Source organism: Lederbergia graminis (assembly GCF_042655485.1).
Taxonomy (GTDB): Bacteria; Bacillota; Bacilli; order Bacillales; family Bacillaceae_C; genus Lederbergia; species Lederbergia graminis.
Window position 1 is genome coordinate 24,072 of sequence record NZ_JBHSMC010000020.1, and the last position, 22,741, is coordinate 46,812.

A 22,741-nucleotide genomic window follows, 5' to 3' on the forward strand; every position below is an offset into this window, starting at 1 on the left:
CGTGCCAGGCACCCATACAATTGGAAACATTCATAATTGCTCGGGTGCCTGGCACCAAAACGATTTGGAACATTCATAATTGGGCGGGTGCCTGGCACCTTACCCCAACCCTTCTACCATAAACCGATAGCACTCCTGTAATCCCTCTATGATTCCATCGCCGCTTTCTTCGTCTGCGGAGATCCAGCCGTTGTACCCGATATCACGGATTGCTTGGAGGATTGGTTGAAAATCGATGTCTCCTTTTCCGAGTACCTTCCAGTCTCCATCCGCAAAATCTTTTAAATGAAAGTTATCAATCACCGAATGGAAGGTGTGAATAATATCGGCCACATCCGTAATGCCTGATTTTACCAAGTGCGCTGTATCAACCGTCAACCCAACTGCATCGTCTTTTACCGAGCTGAAAAACACGTCGATGTCCTCTTTATACATCACCGGATTATCATAATGTTGATGCAGTGAAAGCTTCACACCTTTTTGTCCCGCTTCTTTTCCAAGTTCGGAAAGAATGCCAGCATATGCGCGAATATCGTCTGCTGTCACGCCTTTCCTCGGAAGTGAATGGCAAAAAACGATGATCTCACTACCGGCTTTTTCCGCGAAAGTGAACAGCTTCCGCAAATGCTGCTGGTTCTCTTCATCCAAGGAACCTCCCGCAATGAGCGCTGATGCTACCCCTTTTGGATTTCCCCAAGCCTCTAAAAATATTTCCGGACTCCCAATATATGGTGCATATTGGGAGTGTTTTAGCTGCAAACCGTCATATCCGACCGCTTGGTAATGCTTAAATAAAATTTCCTGCTCTTCGATCGTACTTGTTGGCCTAGAGAATGCTAATTTCATTTTGCAACAACCCTTCTGCATCAAAAGAGATAACCGAATTCTCCTCTGCCGCTTGATAGGCCCCCGCCAATAAGGATACCGTCTTCAAATTATCGATCACATTATTCGTCGGGACATGCCCACTCTCTATACACATTAATAACTGATTAAGACCGCCAAATGTAGCCTCCTCCCGAGATATGTGATGTTTCCATGTTTTTATCGGTTCAGCTTGTCCACGTTGATATAATTTTACAGACGTATGATTCGCGACAATCGTGCCTTTTTCCCCAATGACAATCATTTCATTTTTACTAAAAGAACTAGAAAAACTTTGTACATATGTGACAATCGCATCGTTATCAAACGCCATTTGCACCGTTGCCTCTGTTTCCCCTGCACAATTTATCGCGGATGATGACCTCGTTTGGCAAGCAATCGTCACCGGATTTGCATCGAGCACTAACCTAAAGCCATCCAACCAATGAATCCCCATGACAGAGAGTGCATGACGCTTATTATTTAATCGCCAACCAGCATCTTGGCGGAAAAATATCTCGGTAAACATGATCTGACTAATTTTACCAATCGCATTTTCCTTTACAATCCCACGGATTAGCTCAAACGGATAATGCCTTCTGAAATTTTGATTAACTGCCATCGGAAGCTTTGCCTTGCTCGCTTTATCGACAATCGCAGCAGCTTCCGTTAATGTATCGGAAAAAGGTTTTTCCACAAAAATTGGAATACCTGCTTCGATGATTGGAAAGAGCACTTCTTTTCTCACTGACGTCGGGGTACAAACAACGGCAACATCGACATGACTATTTTCAATAAAATCCTGCAAATCTGTGAATCTATGTTTAATTCCATATTCATCTGCTCGTTTATTTAATACTTCCTCATTCGGATCACAAATAGCTACTACCTCGACACGTTCCGGATGATTTTTATACCCATCTAAATGTAACTGTGTCACTCCACCCGCTCCAACTAACCCAACTTTAAACACCTTGTCCATCTCCATCCCTCCAATTTTATAATCCAACTCTCTTAACATCTATGTCCCCTACTAAAATACTGTGATGAGGCAAAAAAAAAGACCAACTATTATATGTATAGTTGGTAGATTGGCAATTTATTCTATTAATCTGTCATCTATTTTTTCATATCATTCATTACACTTAAAATGTCTTTCTCCAATTCTTCTTTCAGCACAGTGGAAATGCTATTCCCTGCTTTCTTTATGTGCTTCAACATATCTTCTAATGCCTTCGTCGATTGTTTTATCTTACCATCATGAAAATGTTTTTCTGCTATTCTAAGTCTATTATTTAGTACATTTACGACGGAACCAGATATGTCACCTGACTCCACAGATGTCTGTAATGTTGTTGATAAAGACGCAAATGTTGCGTGACCAAACACTTTCACTTCCCAAAGTTGTGGAGTATACCAGTTATTTGGATTGTTATGGAGCTTCGCATCAACTAGTTGAACTCTAATATATCTCGCTTCTCCTTCTAGTGTATCGGTCGTAAATCCATAATCAAACTTAATATTCCCCTCTGTCGTACGGTCAATTGTGGTTGTAAAATTCACACCATCCGTACTAATTTCTACTTTGTATTGATAGTACGCTTCCGAACCATTAAATAAAAACCACGAAATGTCGATATTGCTTAGGCTGTACGTATTGCCTAAATCGACCATCCACCATTTCGGCCAAGCATTATTTTCCGAAATCCATCTAGTAGAATAATCGCCATCATTGACATTAGAAGGCGCATTGATGCCCAGTCTGTCCGGTGCATATGCTTGTTTCCCTTGTGATAGATTAATATGTTCCTTCACAGGCACGACAATTCCTGTCGACTCACTAAATAATACTTGCTCATAATAATCAAAAGATGCATACCCATTATTAAAAGCAATTGGCAACCAGCGTTGGCCAGTACCATTATCTTCACTTGGCCAATCTGCCCAGCCATGGATCCATCTATTCGCATGCATGACATAAGATGTCGTTTCTGTCCCAGATCTCGTAACAATGCCACCTGACTGTGCAGAGAAAGTCGTTGCATTTCCAATTGGACGTAGCTCTGACCATGGTCCTTCAATCGAAGTGGCGGAAGCATACATCCCTTGGCTCGGGTACCAACCCGATGCTCTCGATGTGAACAAATAATAGATACCATCTTTCTTAATCAAAGAAGGCGCTTCACGATGTTGACCTTCGAATATTTTTGCTACTTGTTTCACTACTTTCGTGTGTGTTTCATCTAGTTCATAAATGAATAAATCACTGTTCGTATTTCCGGCAGAAATAATATAGCCTGTACCATCATCATCTTTAAAATAAGTGATATCCCTCGAGGCGTTCCCTTCAGGTCTAAAGCTACCATGGAATGTTAATTCTTCTCCTGGTTCTCCGGAAAAAGACGCGGCTCTTCCTAAAGAATAATCCGGGCCACTTAATTCATAATGCAGCCAGCCAATCACTTTTTCGGTTGGTTCATGATACGTAATATGCAATCCTTCAAATTTCGCATCTTGTAAATCCGGATGCGAGTTCGTATCTAACACAACCTTCTTATTCCCCCAAGAAACACCGTCATCAGAAGTATACACATTTAATTGCTTAAATCCGCTTCTCCCATCTTCATCCCAATTAAAACTTACGTACTCGTAATAATAATAAGTGGAGCCAATTTTTAGGGTAGGGAAAATTCTTGGGTTCCCATCCTCATCTGTATAAGTGGTCCCTGTCTTATTGTTATAAGCTTGCATGTCATCCGCTAGCTCAAAAGTAGTTACTTTAATCGGTTCAGATGGAACAGATTCCCCACCAGGATGGAATGCTTGAACTTTGTAATAATACGTTTGATTCACATCTAAACCATAATCTGCGAATTCAACCGCTCTTCCGTTATACACTTCTTCAAATGTCCCATCCAATTCATCCGCACGATAAACCGTATAGCTCGTTGCATTATCAACCGCATGCCATTTTAGGTCGACACTTGTAGCTGCTTTTGCATCTGGAGAAGTGACGAACGGCATGGCAGTTAAACCAACCGGCTGATCTAATTCCGTTTCAGATGTAAAAACTTTTACCTCATGAAGTCCCGTATACCAAGTAACTGGCCTGTCTGCATTGTTTGTATGTCCGTATTGTCCTAAAATCTTCACGCGCACATAGCGGTATTCACCTTCAAGATCTAAACTTTGGAAGGATGGTGTTTTATTTTTACTCTGGTCTTGTAAAACGACGAAGTTTTCTCCATCATTACTTCCCTCGACTACATACTGAACATATACTTCCGAGCCATTCCATTGTCTCCAGCTTAAATCGATTCTGCTTAAGTCATACGCACGTTCCAGATCAACCGTCCAATGTACTGGTAGATCGCCACCAAACTCAAAATAGTTCTGTTCATCGCCATCATTGGCAGCTGCTGGATTTTCCCCTTTGTCCGACTCTACCGGTTTTCCGACCGAAACAAGTAAATCACTATATACATGTACTTCTCCAGTCTCCGCATTCAAATCATATTCTTTCGCATAGCTCATTTCCGCAAAACCGTTATTTAACTCTAGTGGGAGCCAAATATATTGGGATTCCCTTAAAGCTGTCGGATTCCAACGATCTCCTGCATACATGAGCGTATCTTGCTTCGAGCCTTTTATCGTAAAAATAAACGATGGTTGCGTGTAAAAGGTAGATGGATTTCCAAGATTTCGTAGCTCCGACCAGCCATTTGGATCGGTAATATCTGCAGTCACTGCATATTTCCCTTGGTTCGGGTACCAGCCTGCTGACCCAGATGAAATAAAATAATACAATCCATCTTGTTTCACTACTGCTGGTGCTTCACGGTGTCCACCTTTAAAAATGGTATACATATATTCATCCACATACAGATAGTCATCTGTTAGACGGTATACATTTGTATCAAATAAATTAGCGGTACTAAATAAATATGCTGTCCCATCCGTATCTTGGAACACGGTAAAATCACGGGAAGTAAAGCCCTTCGGTTGGAAACGATATACAAATTCATAATCACCATCAATTGTGTCGGAAACTGCGACGACAACATTTCCTTGATTATAATTATCCGCTTCTTCCCAATGGCCCCAGAGCACATATTTACCAATCTTTTCATTGTACAGTACTTTCGGACGTTCAATTTTGGATTCGGCAAGCTCTGGATGTGAAGTAGGTGTTAAAACTGCATTGCGAAACTTCCAATTTTTCAAATCCTTCGAAGCATACACATTCACACCTTTTAATGTCGCACCACTATGTCCTTTGTCTTCCCCGAACCAATAATATGTGTCTTCTACTTGGATGATATGACCACCATGTGCCTGAATCATTGCTCCGTCCGTATCGTACCAGAACTCCCCATTTTTAATCGTATCGGTTGTTGTATCCCCTAATACTGTTACAGTAGCAGTAACTTCTGTGTCAAAACCTTCCACTGTCCCTGTAGTAGTAAATGTACCGGTTTCTGCGTATTTACCCGCATCGATGTCATCCCAATCGACGTTTACCATCGTATACAAACCACTCGTATACACAATGCGGACTAGATCCGGCATTTTAGGAGCATGACCTTTTTTCGTCGTCACATCGACAACGTCCAAAGATCTCGGTTCTGATAAAGGATGAACTAATTGTATCCATTCTGATTCGACAATTGGCTTAAACGTTCCATCTAATGCATTTGCTGGAAGGGAGTGATTAGAATCAACAACCCAATCACCACCATCTGGACTGTCGGCAGTATATAAAGTCCATGCATTATTGGCATATTCATACTTATACCATTTGTCCTCATTTTTAAGCTTGAATACATTACTTCCTTCAATTGGTTTCACTACATTCGCTTCGGTACCGAGTTCTACCCAATTACGACCATAGCGGCTAATGGCATAGTGTAATTTTTCTTCCCCATCAACAAGTTTTTTATAAGCAAACAAATATGCCGTAACTGGATCTTGCTCGAGGATGGTGATCGTGAATTCCTTCGTTTTGGTGGAAGCTCCTTTTGAAACAGTCGCAGTTAATGTCACATCGATATCCCCTGCGCCGATTTGTGGACGACTCACCATTCCGTCAAATCGTAAATGAAATGGATTACTAGATTCCCAGCTAATCGTTGTTCCATTTGGCCCTTCTGTCGGAAGCGTTAGTTTTGCCGTCACTGCATCCTTATTCGGAATCGTTAATACATCCATATCAACTTTTACGGAATCCTCCTCACTTAGCAGCTCCAAAACGGTTACTTGAAATTCCTTTGTTGTAACAGCATTTCCTTGTGTGATTGTTGCCGTTAATGTGACCGTCGCATTTCCTGCACCGATTTCCGGACGCGTAACCGCTCCATTATGGCTAATAATTTCTTCATTGCTAGACTTCCATGTTATTGTACTTAAGTTTTTCCCTTGCGTTGGCAATGTTAAATCTTGCATGACGTCACTCGTATCACCTAACGTTAACGCATCTGCATCCGCCTGCACATTCGCTTCGTTTTCAGGAGCAGTAAACAATGCTACTTCTGCTGGGGATAAAGCACGATTAAAAATATAGAAATCATCAATTTTCCCATCTAAATATGGATCTGGATATTGTGATTTTCCAATAAAATTGTTACGTGTATTCCCTAAATCACTTGGCTTAATGGATACTTCACTACGAGCTACTTCTTCCCCATTCACATATAAAACCGCTGTATTATTTGCAACGGTTACTGCATAGTGAAACCACTCACCAATTGCTATTTGAGGTGGTGCCTTACTAACAACTTGTTCCGAACCACCATTTTTCAGCGCAAATCGAGTGTCATTTCCACCACTAGTCGGGGTCAGGAACATATTAATGTTTTCATCGTTGCCAAAATCAAAAATACGACTCCACGTTTTTTGTGCATCTAATTTTACCCAGGTGGCAATGGTCATTTCAGCGGCATCACGTACAATCCCTGCAGGAAGCTGGACATATTCATCTGAACCATGTAAATCAACAGCCCCACCGGTTCTTCCTTCTGTCCAAGTAGCTCCGTTCATAAGTGTTGCTGAACCACCATCTCCTGCACTGCTATTCGCCGTAGTGCCTTCTGTTTCGTCAAATTTATAAGCTGCAATAATTCCTTGAAGTTCATCTGGTGTATCCGGAATCCGTAATTCTGTTCTTACTTCGATAATATTGGATGGAGAGGATTGGTCGACGCCATTAAAATACGCCAACTTATAAAAATACAGCTGTCCTGTGTTCAGTTTACTGTCTTCAAATTGGAAATCTTGGCCACTATAAATCAGCTCATATGGACCGTCTTTTCGTAAAGCGCGATACAAATGATATTCGATGGCTTCATCCTGCTCTGACCAGCTTAATGAAATCGTACTATCCGTTTTACCGTCGATGGATATTTCAGGAGCAGGAGGTGCTTCCGTTGTTGTGATGGATTGTGCGGAACTCATTGCTGATTCTACGCCACCAGCTTCAGCTGTGATTTTATAAAAATACGTTGTTGTAGGGGATAAATCTGTGTCTGTAAAGGAAGCCTGCTCACCCTTATAAATTTGCGTATACGTTCCAGCTTCTTCTTCGGAGCGATATAGTCTGTAGGATTTGGCTTCCGCGACCGTCTCCCAACTAAACTGGGCAGTGCTAGCTGTCACGTTATCAACTGTAAAAGTAGCAGGAGCATCTGGTGCAATTGATACGCTCGTTACACGCACATCATCAAAAGCAACATTCCCCCATTTCGTCCGAAATCCAATTTTACCTGCAGTGAATGTGCTATCAGCCACTTCTATTAGTCGTTGATCATTCATATACCCAATAATTTTGTCACCGTCTAGTACCATTCTTAATTCATACCAAGTACCAGCTTTAACTTCGTACGGAACTTCGCCAATGACATGATCTTGTCCATTTTCTCTTTTAAAAAGTTCTACTTCACCGTCAGGATGTAATCGCAGCATATAGAAGTTATTCTGATCTTTATATCTTGCTAGAATTCCAGGAAAAACACCTTGCTCTGGTTTGATGTTTGCTTGAACGGCAATATCGTCCCAAGCTGCATCACCCGTTATCGCAAATGCTTCTGACCCGCCAGCATTTTGGTACAATACTTTATTGTCGGATTCATCATCCTGAATCGTCCAAGATCCATTTGCCCCTTCCAAATCCCAGCTAGAAAGATCGCCAGATTGAAAATCTTCTTCTAGTAAAATATAAGTGGAAGAATCTTTCGATGGCTGTTCTTCTGCTGAAACGTGCGTTAAAGATGGAAGAAAACAATTAGCAATCAAAGTGATAATTAATATAATCCTCAGCGATTTACTAAACTTCATGAACAGAATTACTCCCTTCTTCTTCATTTTCTTTTTTACCATCCAGATTTAGTTTCCTACCATTGGCATCCCCCCTTTTAAAAGCGATACCTTACAGATTGAAACCGGTACCAAAAATGAGTTTAAGAAATATATTTAGCTTGTTGCATTTCATTCATGCTTCGCTAAAATAAGTTCCACTTGATTCTATGAAACTGGTTTCATAAATGTATAGCATCATCCCTTCCCTCTTTATTTATCCATAGGACTTTCCCTGTTTTTTCATGATGAAGTTCATTTTTTGATAACGCTTTCATTTCCAATTTTATCATCCATTACCATTAAAATGAACAGGTACTTTTAACCATTCGATTCTCGAAAAATAGCAAAAATATACCCTACCTAATCATATTGACCTATGAGTTTTGCCTTTTTATCAATGTATGCTTAGTAGTTTATAATAGATTTCTATTATTCAAAAAAATTGGAGGGGTTACATGAAGAAAGTTTTAGTGTTGGCATTATCATTATTCTTAGTTTTATTCTCTTTACCAGTTCAAGCAACAAATACGAATGCATCTAATACGATGTTTACCGTTGCATTCACAGGCGACCACGTTTCTCCAGATGTTATCAATCAAATTGAACAAGCTGGTGGAACAATCGTTGCTACGTATGAAAAAGTTGGAGCTCTTCAATTTAGAGGACCAAGCTCCTTAATGAAGTCACTGAAAGGAATTAAATCCGTTCAGGCAGTAAGCCCTTCTTTTATGTTACAGCTACCAAAAACGAGTATGGTAGAATTCAATGACACTCAAGCAGTTAGTACCGAAGATGCCGATTTATATGAAATGTATCAATGGGATATTAAACAAGTGACAAATGATGGAGCTAGTTATGACTTAGAAACTGGAAATCATAACGTTGTCGTTGGCATTATTGATTCCGGCGTAAGCTCCACTCACCCTGACTTACAGGCTAACTTTTTAGGTGGAAGAAACTATGTACCTGCTGGCGGTTTTAGCGGTACCGATCCAACAGAAACTGGTGACGAAACAGATTATGAGGACCGCAACGGCCATGGTAGCCATGTTGCAGGAACGATTGCCGGAAATGGTCGCATCCTAGGTGTTGCACCAAATGTTGGATATAAAGCATATCGTGTGTTTGGAGCGGAAGGTGGCTCACCTACAGCGGCAATTGCAGCAGCGATGATCGATGCGGTGGATGATGGCGTTGATGTCATTTCCATGAGTTTAGGTGGCTTTGCTATGATGGGTCAATATACCTGGACAGACCCTGTCACTGGCGAAACTTTTAAATTAGGCAATGATGTCGCAGATCGTGCAATTTATAAACGCGCAGTAAAATATGCAAATGACCATGGCGTAACAGTTGTAGTTGCAGCTGGAAACGACGAATTAAACGCGACGAAGAAGAAAGAAGTTACCGACTTCATGAATGCACAATATGGTCCAGAAGGCTATAAATTTGTTGGTGCAGGCTTTGGTGTTCCGAGCTCCGTTCCAGGAGTTATCACGGTTTCCGCAACAGGACCTGATTACTCTCTAGCATCCTATTCTAATTATGGTGCAGGATTTATTGATGTAACTGCTCCTGGAGGCGACTACCAACGTTATCCAGAAGCAGATTACCATCTCGATATGAATTTAAGTGCCTACATTGGTACGGGATATGTTTGGATGGCTGGCACATCAATGGCTACTCCAAAAGTATCTGCAGTAGCCGCTTTAATCATTGCTAAACATGGAAATATCGGCCCAGTGAAAGTCGCGCAAATGATCGAAAAAACAGCGATTGATATTGGACCAAATGGAAAAGATATTTATTTTGGAAAAGGAATCGTTAACGCATATAACGCATTAAGATAAAAATAAAGCTAAGGCCGATGTTATGGTGGCCTTAGCTTTTTTTCAGAATCGCCAATGCCGGCATTGGATCATTACATGTCATCAACGTTGCTCCGCATTCTAACGCATATTGCACCTGCGCTCCATCATCCGGACAATAACACCAAGCTAGTATCCCTTGTTTTTGAAAAAATTCAATTCTTTCACGCGTTAACAAATCCATACTTAGCGCACCTGCCCACATCTTTGAGTAAGTGCCGTTTTCACTTGGATCAAAATGTTGCATCACTTCTCCCAGAAAGCCTTGCGTTTTCAACCCATATGTATCATAAATATGAGCAATAACTTCGGCATCGAAGGACGTGAACACACAGCGAGAAAGATAGCCAAATTCCTTCAACATCGTAATCGCTTCGTCAGCCGCTTCCTTCGCATCAACACTAGGTTTTATTTCCACATTTAACAAAAGGTCAGAGTATGGTTTCAGTAACTCACAAAGCTCATGAAAGGTCGGTATTTCCTGCTGACCATACTGCTGGAATCCATTACTTGCATCGAATTCCTTCAGTTCATTCAGTGTAAAATCACGTACCTTACCAGAACCATTTGTCGTCCTATCAACAGAATCATCATGAATCACCATGAGCACCTTATCTTTCGAAAGCCTTAAATCGAACTCAATCATCTCTAACCCTAGGTCTATTGCCTTTTGGAATCCAAGCAGAGTATTTTCTGGGAAGGCAGACAAATAGCCACGATGCCCTGCAACAACAATGGAATTAGATTCTTGCAATCGATCTATCATACTTGTGAACATTCCTTTCTTATTTGGAAATTGGTAGATTTAGTAAAGATGACATTAATTTCAAGAAACGCTCCTAGACTAGGGTAGCATTGCATCTTTTTGTGTTCTAGCATATCATTATCCGTATAAAATAGAATGATAAAGTGATCTTACACTCGGTCAATGCTACTACATGCCATTTGAACAACGGCTGACCTAAAAAAGTGAGAACTTAACAGTAGAAGTAATTACCTAACTCTTTCCAGGAGCGGTGGGCGATTACTTCTATTTTATTGGTGACGAGCAAAAAGTCTCCTATTCCACTTTCTGTTTTTCCTTCCAAATATCTGTCAGGACGAAGTATATTACTACAACAGCGAATATTCCAATCATCCATGCCATAAAACTTCTAGGTACACCTAAAGTTCTTAATACAAAGTACATTAAGAAAGCGAATATTGCATATTTAAAATTAGTATTCATACGACTCTCCTTCGTTGGTATCTATTAAAATATCTTCGGACTAATCAACGCGATTGCACCAAGCGCCCCTAATACTAACACAATCACTTGGAACACTTTTTGCGGGATTAGTGGGATGAGCTTGATACCGATGAACGCCCCCAATCCAATAAACGGAATCATCATCACATTATATTTCAATGAATCAACTGTAATGATGTCGATATGTATATAGAATGGTATTTTGATAAGGTTTACCGCTAAAAAGAACCACGCGCCTGTTCCAATAAACTCCTTCTTGGGCAGGCCCTTCGAAAACAAATAAATCGCCATAATGACTCCAGATACGTTCCCAATCATAGTGGCAAACCCAGCTAAAATCCCCATCACAGGACCAAACACTTTCGTAGTTTTAGAGCTAAATAGTTTTAACTCTTTCTTTTTATAAAAATCGTTTACAAATTGGAATACGATTAAACAGAGGATTAAGATTCCTAAAACTAATTGAAATTCTTCCCCCGACACTTTCCATAGTACGACAAACCCAGCTAATATACCAATTAACACCCAAGGAATCAATTGCAATAAATACCGCCATACTACCGCTTTACGATAATACGAAACTGCAATAATATCCCCAATAATCAGCATGGGCAGCATCACCCCAACCGATTCCTTTGCCGGAAAAATTTGCACGAGTAAACTAACATTAAAAATCCCGATCGTAGAAATCCCCGTCTTCGAAAAACCAATAAAAATCCCAATAATAGCAGATAAAAACCATTCAAAGATCGATAAAAAACTAAAGATAAACATGCACCCCTTTCGTTATTGATAGTTTACGATTCGAGTCGCCGGGTCTAATGGACATTTCGGGTGGGTATTGCAGGTGAAATGTCTGTTAGAGTTGGTCTAATGGACAATTTGAACGGAAACCTCGAGTGAAATGTCTAATAGAGACCGTCTAATGGACATTTCGGGTGGGTATTGCGGGTGAAATGTCCGATAGAGACGTTCTAATGGACATTTGGAACAGGATCCACGAGTGAAATGTCTGATAGAAACAGTCTAATGGACATTTTGATTGGGTTCCGCGGATGAAATGTCTGTTAGAAACGCTCTATTGGACATTTTAAACAGTAACCGCAAGCGAAATGTCTATTACAAACAGTCTAACGGACATTTCGAACTCCAACCTCCCATAAAATGTCCAATAGCACATCCATTCACCTTGTCGAGAGTATTAAAAACTCCATTTTCTTCTACTCAAATGTTGCAATGGATATATTATTAGTGTTTGAATATTTATAATATAACAATATGTAACTGTTTGTATATGAGTCTCGTTAAATAGTTGTAGATATGATGATGGGGGTTGAATGAATGAGGAAGTTGTTCATGTTGCTGGCCGTACTATTATTACTCACTGCTTGTACGAAAGGAAAAACGCAATCATTAGGTGAATTTTTTAAAGATGCAAATGTGGAGCATGTAGAAAAAGTGAGGATTGTAGATGGTTCAACTGGCTATAAAAAAACGATAACAGATCAAGAAGAAATTGATACGTTTATTTCTTTAATAAAAGATATCGAATTTTCCCCACAAGAAAATCAAGAAAAACGGGATGGTTGGCGATATGATATCACTCTTTTTGATGGAGTAAAAGAATTTCAATTTGGGCTTCATAAAATTGATGATGTTTATTATGATTCAAATCCAGATATTCTTCCGATTGTAGATAGTTATTATAAAAAACAAGATATAAAAGAAGAATGATAGCATCAAAACGAAGACCGCATCATCCCCCCTCTTCACAAGCTCGTCTATTTTTTTCCAATCCAACATACAATATGTTGGAGGTGAATTGTATGCAGGATGCGACGATAGATAAATTACATATTTTTATTACGATGTTTGTGATTAGTTTCATTATGAGTATTCAAGGCCCGATTTTTACACCGTATGCATCGATGTTAGGAGCCTCTAGTATCATGATTGGGATCATGTTAAGCGCCTCCCAGCTAACCGATTTAACAGGAAATTTAATGGTCGGACCGTTAGTGGACAAGTATGGAAAAATAATTTTCATTTCGATCCCGATCTTCATTTCAGGATTGTTATATGTTGCACATGGCTTCATTGCCGACTATACGAGTCTTCTCGTTTTACGCGCCATCAATGGCTTTGCACTTGCTTTTTTAATGCCAGCAGCGTTCGCCTTAATTTCTGGTTATGCAAAAAACAGTCGCCAACAAGGTAAAAATATGGCGATTGTCGGTATCTTAGGTGTCATTGCCGATATTATCGCGCCTATTCTCGGTGGAAAACTTGGTACCACGATTGGCTATGCGAATACATACTCGATCATGGGATACGCCTTACTCGTTATCGCTGTCTACACTGTTATTTTTTTACGAGATAGACAATTACTTTCGGTTAAAAATAAAAGAGCAAAGGCAACAAATTTGCTAACTGTATTTCAAAATACGCAGCTGCAACTCGTGTATTTAACGGGATTTGCGGTCATGTATATTCATGGGGTCATCAATTATGAGGTTCCGTATTTAACCGTCGAAAAAGGGTACTCGACATTACGAACGGGGCAACTTTTTGGCTTTGAAGCAGTTGGAACATTAGCATCCTTGTCCTTATTCTTTTTACACCGATACGACCCAATCAACCGCATGATGTTTGGCTTATTCTGGCTTTGTATGAGTTTGGCCGCCTTTTTTAATGGACTGCTCGATTTACCTTTATCTTTATTTTTAATGGGCTTTTGCTTTGGATTGGTGATGCCTGCTGCCGGAACAGCTGTTACAAATGCAGTACCAAGCACCGAACATGGAAAAGCGTTCGGCGTTCTATCAGCCGTTTATTCGCTAGGGATGATCGCGAGCTCCTTCCTCACCGCCATCATCCGTCAAGCAGTCTCTCCATATTTCATCGCCTTTTTGGTTGGAATGATGATTTTAACAGTCATTGGTTTTATAAAATTTAGCATGCCAAAAACGATACGGGATTCGAGGTATTGAAAAAGGGCCAGTCCTAATTGGGCTGACCCTTTATTTTACAATGCTCCCATACCACCGTCGACTCGATACTGAACGCCAGTAATAAATGAACTTTCATCAGAGGCAAGGAACAAAACTAAATTCGCAATATCATCTGATTCGCCATACCGTCCTAGTGGGATACTTTTTGCTAGTGTTTCTTGTTCCACTTCCAATCCTTCCTCTAAAGAACGCATCATTCTCGTGTTCACAGGTGATGGATGAATGGAATTTACACGTACATTCGCACTTGCTACTTCTACTGCTGCTGCTTTTGTTAATCCGACAACTGCATGTTTCGAAGTGATATAAGGTGCTACTCCAGGGCTACCGCTTAATCCAGCGACCGAGGATGTGTTAATGACACTTCCATGACCTTGTTTTGTTAAGACTGGAAGCACATATTTTAACCCTAAAAATACTCCCCGTACATTGACACTAATGACTTTATCGAAGTCCTCCACTTTTTGATCAACAAGTGGTGCGACTTTTCCTTCAATCCCTGCATTATTAAAAAACACATCGATCTTTCCGAAATGTTCCACTGTCTTTTTCACATAGTTTTCTACATCCGCTTCTTGAGACACGTCCGCTTGAACTGTAAGAACCTCACCTAGTGAGCCAAGTTCCTCTTTCACTTGTTGAAGTGCATCATCAAACAAATCTACTAAAACGACTTTAGCACCTTCTTTTAAAAATCTTTCTGCCGTTACTTTCCCAATGCCGCCTGCTCCACCAGTTATTACTGCAACTTTTCCTGATAGTCTTTCCAAGGTGCGTAACCTCCTACGTTTTTTATCATGAAACACAGTTGTTAATATTTGTTAGTGATTGAATTTATATGCAACTAATGTGCTTTCAAAGTGTAACTTGATAAAAGGCTTTACTTCTAATTGAAGTAAAGCCCATGGCACTTTAAAACAATTTCTTGATTACTGATTTTGTACCATTCGTAAAAGGGCATGAGCAATTGCGTCTTTTTCTTCACCATCTTTTGCTGATTTCCACAGTTCCTTCAGTACTTTTTCCTCTCTATTACGAGGCTCTTCTGATTTTGCAAGATAGTCGGCAACTACTACAGTTGCTTTTGCAAGCATATCATCACTTAAACCTAGTTTTTCGCCTTTAGACACTTGTTTGTTTAAGTAGTTTTTAAAGTTAGTAAAACTTTCTAAAATCTGATCCTTTTCCTTTTGCGATAGATCCTTTAATTGATTCTCGACATTGCTGATACCTTCAGCCATGATCATCCTCCTTTAGTAAAAATGCTGGACACTTTTTATATACCCTATCTTTTTTCGATTAATCTAGTAGAGTTCGATTATATGTATTGATAGTTATTTTAAGCTTGATTGCTACGTTCTATTTATTCGAAAGAAAGTTTTTGGATGAGAATCCCTAAGTTCCTATATTTCTGTAAGGCTATGTAAAAAATTATTGTTCATATAAGGTAAAAAAATAGAACCTCCTTTTTTCTGGAAGTTCTATTTCATAACAATATTTTATTCAACTAAAGCGCCCGTTGGTTGAACAAGCATTTAAAGGCTATTAAGCTAAATCTAAATTATAGTGATAAAATTTAGAATCCCTTTTGTATCCATTTTTTTCATATAATTTTTGTGCAGCGTAATTATCAGGTGCTGTTTCCAAGCTAATACTTTTAGCACCTGTTTCAATAGCAAAATCTTTTGCTTTACGTAAGAGCATTGCTCCTATTCCTTGATTTCTGGCTTTTGAATCTACATACAAGTCATTTAATATCCATGCTCTTTTCATGGATATTGATGAAAATGTAGGATAAAGTTGAGTAAATCCTACATACCCTTGTTTATCTTTAACAACGAATATAATAGAATCCTTGCTTTCTAAACGATTTTTAATATAATTCTTGGCACCATCTAAATCTGTTGTTTGTTGATAAAACATACGATACAAATTAAATAAATTTGATACTCCTTCTAAATCTTCTATAGTAGCTTGATATAATTCCATTTGAATTCCTCTCCCCATTAGATAAAATGATATAACTTTATTAAATACAATTTTATATCGTATATTATTCTAAATACATAACTATTTTAAGGTTATTATAAAGAATCACTTAATTTTTAATTTAATTAATATACATATACTTAAATTTTTAATGTTAAGGAGAAGGCTTCCATGGACGAAATTGATTAAAGCATTCAACTTCAAGAAAATGCACGAATTTCAATTACAGAATTAGAACCTGCGGAACTGTAATAGTCTGTAGTAGTTTTCAAGACATAAAAAAGCCGATTTCCAAATTGGAAAATCGACTTCTTTGATGCCATTCTAAATGTATAGATTAACTAATTTTAATGAGCAATTGTTCAATATGAAGGATTACAATCCTCTTGTCCATTATTCTTTGTTTATCAATGTATCTATTATCACACTTGCTCTTGCAGCACTTAATATTGTTTTTGTATCTTTAATCGAGATGACATAGGAACTTTTTCCTCCAGATGGTATATATTGGTATGTGCTTAAATCATTACCACTTTCTAGATTAAGCTTGTATCCATCTTCTAATTGGTAAATTCCCAAGGTATATTTCAATTCTTTCTTTTCATAATAGTTAACTTCTGCTACCGGTTGTCCGGTCACTATCTTTTTGTCTTTCCCTTCTAAAATATGAAAATTTTCGTACACATTTACCAAATCTTTAAAAGCAGGATCTGGATTTGAAAATGTTAAGAGTTCCTCATTTGTTTTGCTATCCTTAACCGTAATCAAATCAATTTCTGGGCTAGTCTTCATAATATGTTTGAGCCCGTCAAGTTCTCTTTGCGAAAGCCAATTTGTAAATATTAATCCCCCTAATATAACAATGATAATGAAGAATATCCATTTTTTCATTTCCAATATCCCCTAACTTTTCAGCCTTGCTCATTAAATCTTTTCTTTTCATTTTTGGTTTCACAGCATTACTTCCAAGTAAAATATATAATCATAGATTTCCATTGCAACTTAATCTATTGTTGTACTAATCTGCCCCTTTAGTACACATTACGTTCGAGTTATTCCTCAAGTTTATCTTGTCATAGCATAATAGATTACATAAAACCAACTAAAAAAACCATGAATACATGCCCATATAATTGATTCGTGTAAACTCCAAGATATGGCGATTGCCAACGCTGAACCGAATGTAATACCCGTTCTAGCTACTGATTTACCTGTATCGTTCATTTTTTTTCAATCCTTTCTTTACCTTCGCATTTTTGTATCATATACGACTCAAAAACTCCCATTTTATTCTTCTACTAAACTGTCCTATTAGTTGTAGAAGCAACAGCGTTTTACAGCTGATTTAGTTAATTTGATTGTATCATAAGTTTCTGAATTTTTTACTTAATTCCCATTTCATCCAGTCATTCATTGTTACCTCATTTCTTTGTTGGATGCTTTCCTAAACTTAAAACCAAGCAAGGAATTGTTTAAACACTTGGTCGCTCCATCCTTTTCGTCTTCTTGATAATTATTCACGTTCTGGATGCGATATACATTCGTTCCTGAAATCAATTATTAACAACTAACTTTATCAAAAACTTCTGTTAAAATAAGGATAATTGACGATAGAGAGAGATTGGGGTGGAGGATGTTGAAATTATTACTAACCTCTAACGGTTTTTACACAGATACGATTAAAGAACGATTTCTAACACTTATTCATGGAAAACCAAGTGAACAGGACGTTGCTATTATCACGACTGCTTCGCCACATAAAGAAAATAATAGGTATGCTCAGAAGGCGAAAGAGGACTTTCAGAATATGGGTTTTCAAAACATTGATTTCATCGATATAGAGTTTGATAACCCAAATAGTTTGGCGCATAAGGATGTCATTTACATAAATGGTGGAAATCCTTTTAACTTATTATTTCATATGAAAAAGAGCGGAGCAGATAAAATCTTACGAGAGTTAGCGAACAAAAATGTTGTCATTGTTGGTGTTAGTGCAGGTGCAGTCCTACTTGGTCCAAATATGAAAGTCGTTCAGTTCTTCACACCACATATGAACACATTCCATATGAAGAATCTTTCTGCCTTAGGATTAACAGACAAACTCATTTTCCCTCACTACGATCGAGAAGATTTATTCCAAGATCATACAAACAAGACGATTGAACATAGACTAAGAGAATTTGAAACCATGGAGAACTGTGAAGTTACGAGATTGAAGGATGAGGAATATATTATTGTGGAGCTTGCGTAGCATTAGGGAAAAAACCTGTGATTCTACTATCATGATGAAACTTATATGCGGGGCGTCCAATTACCGAACATGGAACGGTTTACTGTAATAGTTGTTCCCTACAAGGTAATCGGTGGTAAGTATGAAATAACCCATCCACAATGAGCCGTTAACTAAAGGAGGGGTTATTTTTATTTTAAAGATTTACGATTTGGACAGAATTTTTTCATGTGATTTCTGGACCTATTCCGCATACTCCACATCATGTTTTTCGCAAAATTCTACTGCGATTTCTTTATATTTTTCTTCCCGGTACGCATACCATTCGTCAACCAGTCCAAAACGTTCCACCTTGTCTCTAAAACGACCAAATGCACCCTTGCCTTTTATCGCATTCAGTAGTGTATCTCGTTTGTTATCATTGGAAACGTTATAGCAGAAACTTTCCATGATGTCATAATCATTAATATCATAACTAGTAGGAAGCTGAGCATATTTCTCAAAGTTCTCCTCTATGTCAATGGCTATTTCCATTTCACCTTGTTGCCAATCTGGAAGATGATCAAATTCCTCTCTATCTTCTGCCATCATTAATAATTCTTCTGACACAAAGACTATTTCCCCTGTTTCAAGATTCAAGTAAGCACTGCTTTCCTCTGATTGCATTTCCATTCCGTCTACAATTTCTTTTAGTTTCACCTGCATCATGATCCCTCACTTTGCTTTTAGCTGAAATATGTATATGTTAAGTATAACGTATGGTAAAGGATGATATCGAGCCTTTTACAGAGTTATTCAATTAACAACGCTTCTCATCATTAGGAATGCGATAATGTTTCAAATATAATTTTAGGCTGATGATGGATGAATTGTTGTTTTAGACAAATAACTAAAATAACATGATAATAAAAGGTGTTAGAATATTCTCGACATGGGTATATATACATTTGCAGGACTGTTCAATGTCTTAATGTCATTTATGAAAAGGTGAAAATGTTGATGGAACCACTTGAAAAACGCTTTTACTCTCAACCTACACTTACACTCGCAAAAGCATTATTAGGATGTTTTCTCATTAAAGACACACCGATAGGAACCGCGGCGGGGATGATTGTAGAGACAGAAGCATATATGGGGCCGGATGATCGTGCAGCCCATAGCTATGGTGGTCGCCGAACGAAAAGAACGGAAATTATGTTTGGTGAACCTGGTGTTACTTATACATATTCCATGCACACACATTGTCTTTTTAACGTGGTAAGTGGTGAAGTCGGGGAACCTCATGCAGTTCTTGTAAGGGCGTTGGAACCATTTGAAGGGAAAGAATTAATGGCAAAGAGAAGACCAAAAGCTAAAAACGAAACCCAATGGACAAATGGGCCAGGGAAACTAACAAAGGCTCTCGGGATTACGATGGACGACTATGGTCATCCCCTTGATAAATCCCCGCTTTGGATAGCAAAGGGAATAGATATTGACCCAAATAATATTGCATCGGGAGCACGGATTGGCATACAAAATTCGGGTGAAGCTGTTGATTATCCGTGGCGCTTTTGGATATATGGAAACAAATTTGTGTCTCCCAAAACCAGATAATTACGATTTGGTATTTTTCCTAAAATCAGACTTCCTTCCATTAGCTAAAGGTGAAGTGTAATAGTGCCCGTCCAATCGTTTTTTCTATATCTGCCATTCTTAGTAGGAAGCTGGACGTATGTATAAAAGCCCTCCTCTATGTCAATGGCTATTTCCATTTCATGTTGTTGCCAATCTGTGAGATGATCAAAATCCTCACCAAGTTCCGCCATCCTTATAAATTCATCTGAAACAAAGACACTTTCTCCATTCTGTCCACAATTTTTTTTTAGTTTTACCTGCATCATGATAACTCGCTTCGCTTTCATATCAACTGCAATGGAAAAGGATATTTTCGAGCCTTTTCCAAGTTATACCCACTACAAGTGCTTCTTCTATCATTAGAAATGCTATAATGTTTCAAAGATAATATTAGGGTGATGAGGATGATTCGAAATAAAAGAGATGTGAATCGGTTAGAATCTGAATTACTTCAAATTCAAGCTAATATTAATCGATTCTCAGAAGAATTTTTTAATCAAGAAATCAAAGATATATGGGAAAAGATGAAGATAAGTGAAGGTAATGAAAAGTTAAAATCCATGCCAGTAGATGTTATTTCTACTTTAGAAAAAGGGATGCCCATTAATCTTATCGTGAATAAAGGTTTCCGAACTATTTATGATATCGCGAATCAAACACCGCTCGAACTAATGCAACTCGATGGTATTGGAGAGAAGACTGCTTACCCAATTTACGATGCAGTCTCCAGAATAAAAGAGTCTGTTTATCAACAAGCACATCCTAGAATTAATCCAGATGATATGTCTAGCGAAAATATCAATTTACTAGAAACCATTTATAAAAAATGGGGGCTTTTAAAAGATATTGAAACGTTAAAAGTAGACTTCGAGCAATTTTACAAAACAATTAGTCATGATATACAAATAGCGAAAATGCAAAAAGGTATTATTGGCTCCCTATTTCAAGCTAAAACCGAAAAGTTAAAAATCAAGTCTGCAATCGACAATTTAAACAAAGAGAAAAATAAAAGTACCTTATACGACATAAAAGAAAAGCTACACTCTATCATTCATTTTTCCGTGAATAAAGAGGAATTAACTCAACACTTTGTTCGAGAAAATGCATCCTATTACACGGAAGTTGAAAAAGTGACTGGCTATACACAAGCTGAGTTGTATGAAAATTTACCAACAGAAATTGTAGATGCGGTAAATAATTTTACATTAGATACAACTAATTTAGAGGTTACATTAAGAGGTTACCAAGAGTTCGGGGCGAAGTATGCCTTATATTTTAAACGGACCTTACTTGGAGATGAAATGGGACTGGGAAAAACAATCCAAGCATTAGCGATGATCAATCATTTAACTCAAAATAATCAAAAACATGCCATGGTCGTTTGCCCTTTAAGTGTTATGACGAACTGGAAAAAGGAAATTAACCAGCGTTCAAAACTACATACATATATTTATCATGGAAATAACCGTGATGCTGAATTTGAAAAATGGCAATCCAATTCTGGTGTTCTGATTACGACATATGAACAAACATTACGAATGAATTTTGAAGAGAATCACGAGTTAGATGTATTGATAGTAGACGAAGCACATTATGTGAAAAACCCAGGTGCAAAGCGCTCTCAAAGTGTCTATAAACTTGCAGTTATAGCGGAGTATGTTTTATTTATGAGTGGTACACCAATTGAAAATAGATTAGAAGAAATGAAACAATTAATATCCATTTTACAACCTGGCATTGCTGAACAATTATCAACAGAATTGCATTTATTGCAACCAAGTGAATTTAAACAAGTTGTAGGACCAGTTTACTTACGTAGAAATAGAAAAGATGTACTGAGTGAGTTGCCAGAACTAGAAATCGTTCCACTGTGGATGGATTTTGGAGAAGAAGAAGAAAGATTCTATCATCAAGCAGTTATGGCAGGTCAATTAATGGCGATGAGACGTGCGGCATGGCAAGGTGGTTCTCCTGAAAATTCACCTAAATTAGAGAAGCTATTGGAAATATGTGAAGAAGCAGCTGAAAATGGACACAAAGTTTTGGTATTTTCCTTTTTCAGAGATGTAATTACGACAATACATCAGTATATAGAAGGTAAAACATTTGAAGCAATTACTGGTGATGTTCCTAATGCGAGAAGACAAGAAATAATTGATGAATTTACAAAAGCAGAGCCGGGATCCGTTCTTCTAAGTCAAATTACTGCTGGAGGCGTCGGGTTGAATATACAAGCTGCTAATATTGTAATTCTATGTGAACCGCAATGGAAACCCTCTATAGAAGAACAAGCAATTAGTCGTGCATACCGAATGGGACAATCTAGAAATGTTATTGTATATCGACTACTAACGGAAGAAAGTATTGATGAAACAATGCTTGAAGTATTAGGTGAGAAGAGTAACATATTCAATTTATATGCTAGAGACTCAGATGTAGCTTCACTCGCATTACAAGAGCAAGAAGAACCAGAAGAATCTGTTAAGCAAAGAGTATTAAAATTAGAGAAGGAACGACTGGCAATATGATTGTATACTGGGTTCTATTTAACGACACCCAGTGT

19 protein-coding genes are annotated in these 22,741 nt (G+C 38.2%); 6 read left to right on the plus strand and 13 right to left on the minus strand.

The annotated features are described in order from the left end of the window. Positions 1-99: 99 nt before the first annotated feature. The 3 genes from ACFPM4_RS14475 to ACFPM4_RS14485 form a co-directional block, all read right to left on the minus strand. Positions 100-846 carry a sugar phosphate isomerase/epimerase family protein gene (locus ACFPM4_RS14475; RefSeq protein ID WP_382353061.1) on the minus strand — a complete coding sequence of 249 codons (747 nt, stop codon included), beginning with the start codon at positions 844-846 and terminating at the stop codon, positions 100-102. Continuing rightward, entirely contained in the window at positions 827-1,846 is a 1,020-nt protein-coding gene (locus tag ACFPM4_RS14480) for a Gfo/Idh/MocA family protein (protein WP_382353063.1), read from the minus strand. The genes ACFPM4_RS14475 and ACFPM4_RS14480 overlap by 20 nt, the downstream gene beginning before the upstream one ends. Before the next feature lie 137 nt (positions 1,847-1,983). Further along, entirely contained in the window at positions 1,984-8,220 is a 6,237-nt protein-coding gene (locus ACFPM4_RS14485) for an immunoglobulin-like domain-containing protein (RefSeq protein ID WP_382353066.1), read from the minus strand. Positions 8,221-8,669: 449 nt separating this feature from the next. Between ACFPM4_RS14485 and ACFPM4_RS14490 the strand changes: the two genes are divergently transcribed. Beyond that, positions 8,670-10,064 (plus strand): S8 family serine peptidase, encoded by a 1,395-nt coding sequence (locus tag ACFPM4_RS14490; RefSeq protein ID WP_382353069.1) that lies wholly within the window; start codon positions 8,670-8,672, stop codon positions 10,062-10,064. Positions 10,065-10,095: 31 nt separating this feature from the next. Here ACFPM4_RS14490 and ACFPM4_RS14495 read toward each other — a convergent pair whose 3' ends face one another. From ACFPM4_RS14495 to ACFPM4_RS14505, 3 genes are all read right to left on the minus strand, one after another. Further along, positions 10,096-10,848, minus strand: a complete 753-nt coding sequence (locus tag ACFPM4_RS14495; RefSeq protein ID WP_382353072.1) for a glycerophosphodiester phosphodiesterase family protein — start codon at positions 10,846-10,848, stop codon at positions 10,096-10,098. 294 nt (positions 10,849-11,142) lie between these two features. After that, entirely contained in the window at positions 11,143-11,310 is a 168-nt protein-coding gene (locus ACFPM4_RS14500) for a hypothetical protein (RefSeq protein WP_382353075.1), read from the minus strand. Between the two features lie 24 nt (positions 11,311-11,334). Next, positions 11,335-12,105 carry a sulfite exporter TauE/SafE family protein gene (locus ACFPM4_RS14505; protein WP_382353078.1) on the minus strand — a complete coding sequence of 257 codons (771 nt, stop codon included), beginning with the start codon at positions 12,103-12,105 and terminating at the stop codon, positions 11,335-11,337. Between the two features lie 567 nt (positions 12,106-12,672). Here ACFPM4_RS14505 and ACFPM4_RS14510 point away from each other — a divergent pair. Together ACFPM4_RS14510 and ACFPM4_RS14515 are read left to right on the plus strand one after the other, a co-directional pair. Then, positions 12,673-13,065 carry a hypothetical protein gene (locus tag ACFPM4_RS14510; RefSeq protein ID WP_382353081.1) on the plus strand — a complete coding sequence of 131 codons (393 nt, stop codon included), beginning with the start codon at positions 12,673-12,675 and terminating at the stop codon, positions 13,063-13,065. A 92-nt stretch (positions 13,066-13,157) separates the two neighbouring features. Further along, complete coding sequence (locus ACFPM4_RS14515) at positions 13,158-14,321, plus strand: MFS transporter (protein WP_382353084.1); 1,164 nt, start codon at positions 13,158-13,160, stop codon at positions 14,319-14,321. Between the two features lie 35 nt (positions 14,322-14,356). On the opposite strand, the gene ACFPM4_RS14520 is transcribed toward ACFPM4_RS14515, so the two are convergent. The 5 genes from ACFPM4_RS14520 to ACFPM4_RS14540 form a co-directional block, all read right to left on the minus strand. Further along, the gene (locus tag ACFPM4_RS14520) at positions 14,357-15,112 is read right to left on the minus strand and encodes an SDR family NAD(P)-dependent oxidoreductase (RefSeq protein ID WP_382353087.1); all 756 of its coding nucleotides are present in this window, start codon (positions 15,110-15,112) and stop codon (positions 14,357-14,359) included. Between the two features lie 159 nt (positions 15,113-15,271). Continuing rightward, positions 15,272-15,583 carry a DUF3243 family protein gene (locus tag ACFPM4_RS14525; RefSeq protein ID WP_382353090.1) on the minus strand — a complete coding sequence of 104 codons (312 nt, stop codon included), beginning with the start codon at positions 15,581-15,583 and terminating at the stop codon, positions 15,272-15,274. 304 nt (positions 15,584-15,887) lie between these two features. Then, the gene (locus tag ACFPM4_RS14530) at positions 15,888-16,331 is read right to left on the minus strand and encodes a GNAT family N-acetyltransferase (RefSeq protein ID WP_382353093.1); all 444 of its coding nucleotides are present in this window, start codon (positions 16,329-16,331) and stop codon (positions 15,888-15,890) included. A 393-nt stretch (positions 16,332-16,724) separates the two neighbouring features. After that, a complete protein-coding gene (locus ACFPM4_RS14535; RefSeq protein WP_382353096.1) occupies positions 16,725-17,222 on the minus strand; it encodes a hypothetical protein in 498 nt (165 codons plus the stop codon). 174 nt (positions 17,223-17,396) lie between these two features. Then, positions 17,397-17,555: a hypothetical protein gene (locus tag ACFPM4_RS14540; protein ID WP_186324820.1), complete on the minus strand. Its 159-nt coding sequence runs from the start codon at positions 17,553-17,555 to the stop codon at positions 17,397-17,399. Positions 17,556-17,964: 409 nt separating this feature from the next. On the opposite strand from ACFPM4_RS14540, the gene ACFPM4_RS14545 reads away from it, so the two are divergent. Continuing rightward, complete coding sequence (locus ACFPM4_RS14545) at positions 17,965-18,582, plus strand: Type 1 glutamine amidotransferase-like domain-containing protein (protein ID WP_382353100.1); 618 nt, start codon at positions 17,965-17,967, stop codon at positions 18,580-18,582. A 222-nt stretch (positions 18,583-18,804) separates the two neighbouring features. Here ACFPM4_RS14545 and ACFPM4_RS14550 read toward each other — a convergent pair whose 3' ends face one another. Then, the gene (locus tag ACFPM4_RS14550; protein ID WP_382353103.1) at positions 18,805-19,266 is read right to left on the minus strand and encodes a UPF0158 family protein; all 462 of its coding nucleotides are present in this window, start codon (positions 19,264-19,266) and stop codon (positions 18,805-18,807) included. Between the two features lie 288 nt (positions 19,267-19,554). Between ACFPM4_RS14550 and ACFPM4_RS14555 the strand changes: the two genes are divergently transcribed. Further along, entirely contained in the window at positions 19,555-20,157 is a 603-nt protein-coding gene (locus ACFPM4_RS14555) for a DNA-3-methyladenine glycosylase (protein WP_382353720.1), read from the plus strand. Positions 20,158-20,201: 44 nt separating this feature from the next. Here the strand turns inward: ACFPM4_RS14555 and ACFPM4_RS14560 are convergent, their stop codons facing one another. Beyond that, a complete protein-coding gene (locus ACFPM4_RS14560; protein ID WP_382353106.1) occupies positions 20,202-20,465 on the minus strand; it encodes a hypothetical protein in 264 nt (87 codons plus the stop codon). Positions 20,466-20,582: 117 nt separating this feature from the next. On the opposite strand from ACFPM4_RS14560, the gene ACFPM4_RS14565 reads away from it, so the two are divergent. Then, positions 20,583-22,706 (plus strand): SNF2-related protein, encoded by a 2,124-nt coding sequence (locus tag ACFPM4_RS14565; protein WP_382353109.1) that lies wholly within the window; start codon positions 20,583-20,585, stop codon positions 22,704-22,706. The last annotated feature ends 35 nt before the right edge of the window (positions 22,707-22,741 follow it).

Excerpts from the sequence above, each read along its gene's own strand:
- ACFPM4_RS14490 (WP_382353069.1), top strand. The coding sequence starts at position 8,670 with ATGAAGAAAGTTTTAGTGTTGGCATTATCATTATTCTTAGTTTTATTC.
- ACFPM4_RS14545 (WP_382353100.1), top strand. The coding sequence starts at position 17,965 with ATGTTGAAATTATTACTAACCTCTAACGGTTTTTACACAGATACGATT.
- ACFPM4_RS14480 (WP_382353063.1), bottom strand. The coding sequence starts at position 1,846 with ATGGACAAGGTGTTTAAAGTTGGGTTAGTTGGAGCGGGTGGAGTGACA.
- ACFPM4_RS14555 (WP_382353720.1), top strand. The coding sequence starts at position 19,555 with ATGTTGATGGAACCACTTGAAAAACGCTTTTACTCTCAACCTACACTT.
- ACFPM4_RS14475 (WP_382353061.1), bottom strand. The coding sequence starts at position 846 with ATGAAATTAGCATTCTCTAGGCCAACAAGTACGATCGAAGAGCAGGAA.
- ACFPM4_RS14550 (WP_382353103.1), bottom strand. The coding sequence starts at position 19,266 with ATGCAGGTGAAACTAAAAGAAATTGTAGACGGAATGGAAATGCAATCA.
- ACFPM4_RS14540 (WP_186324820.1), bottom strand. The coding sequence starts at position 17,555 with ATGAACGATACAGGTAAATCAGTAGCTAGAACGGGTATTACATTCGGT.
- ACFPM4_RS14535 (WP_382353096.1), bottom strand. The coding sequence starts at position 17,222 with ATGAAAAAATGGATATTCTTCATTATCATTGTTATATTAGGGGGATTA.
- ACFPM4_RS14505 (WP_382353078.1), bottom strand. The coding sequence starts at position 12,105 with ATGTTTATCTTTAGTTTTTTATCGATCTTTGAATGGTTTTTATCTGCT.
- ACFPM4_RS14565 (WP_382353109.1), top strand. The coding sequence starts at position 20,583 with ATGATTCGAAATAAAAGAGATGTGAATCGGTTAGAATCTGAATTACTT.
- ACFPM4_RS14515 (WP_382353084.1), top strand. The coding sequence starts at position 13,158 with ATGCAGGATGCGACGATAGATAAATTACATATTTTTATTACGATGTTT.
- ACFPM4_RS14485 (WP_382353066.1), bottom strand. The coding sequence starts at position 8,220 with ATGAAGAAGAAGGGAGTAATTCTGTTCATGAAGTTTAGTAAATCGCTG.
- ACFPM4_RS14500 (WP_382353075.1), bottom strand. The coding sequence starts at position 11,310 with ATGAATACTAATTTTAAATATGCAATATTCGCTTTCTTAATGTACTTT.
- ACFPM4_RS14560 (WP_382353106.1), bottom strand. The coding sequence starts at position 20,465 with ATGAAAGCGAAGCGAGTTATCATGATGCAGGTAAAACTAAAAAAAAAT.
- ACFPM4_RS14525 (WP_382353090.1), bottom strand. The coding sequence starts at position 15,583 with ATGGCTGAAGGTATCAGCAATGTCGAGAATCAATTAAAGGATCTATCG.
- ACFPM4_RS14495 (WP_382353072.1), bottom strand. The coding sequence starts at position 10,848 with ATGATAGATCGATTGCAAGAATCTAATTCCATTGTTGTTGCAGGGCAT.
- ACFPM4_RS14510 (WP_382353081.1), top strand. The coding sequence starts at position 12,673 with ATGAGGAAGTTGTTCATGTTGCTGGCCGTACTATTATTACTCACTGCT.
- ACFPM4_RS14530 (WP_382353093.1), bottom strand. The coding sequence starts at position 16,331 with ATGGAATTATATCAAGCTACTATAGAAGATTTAGAAGGAGTATCAAAT.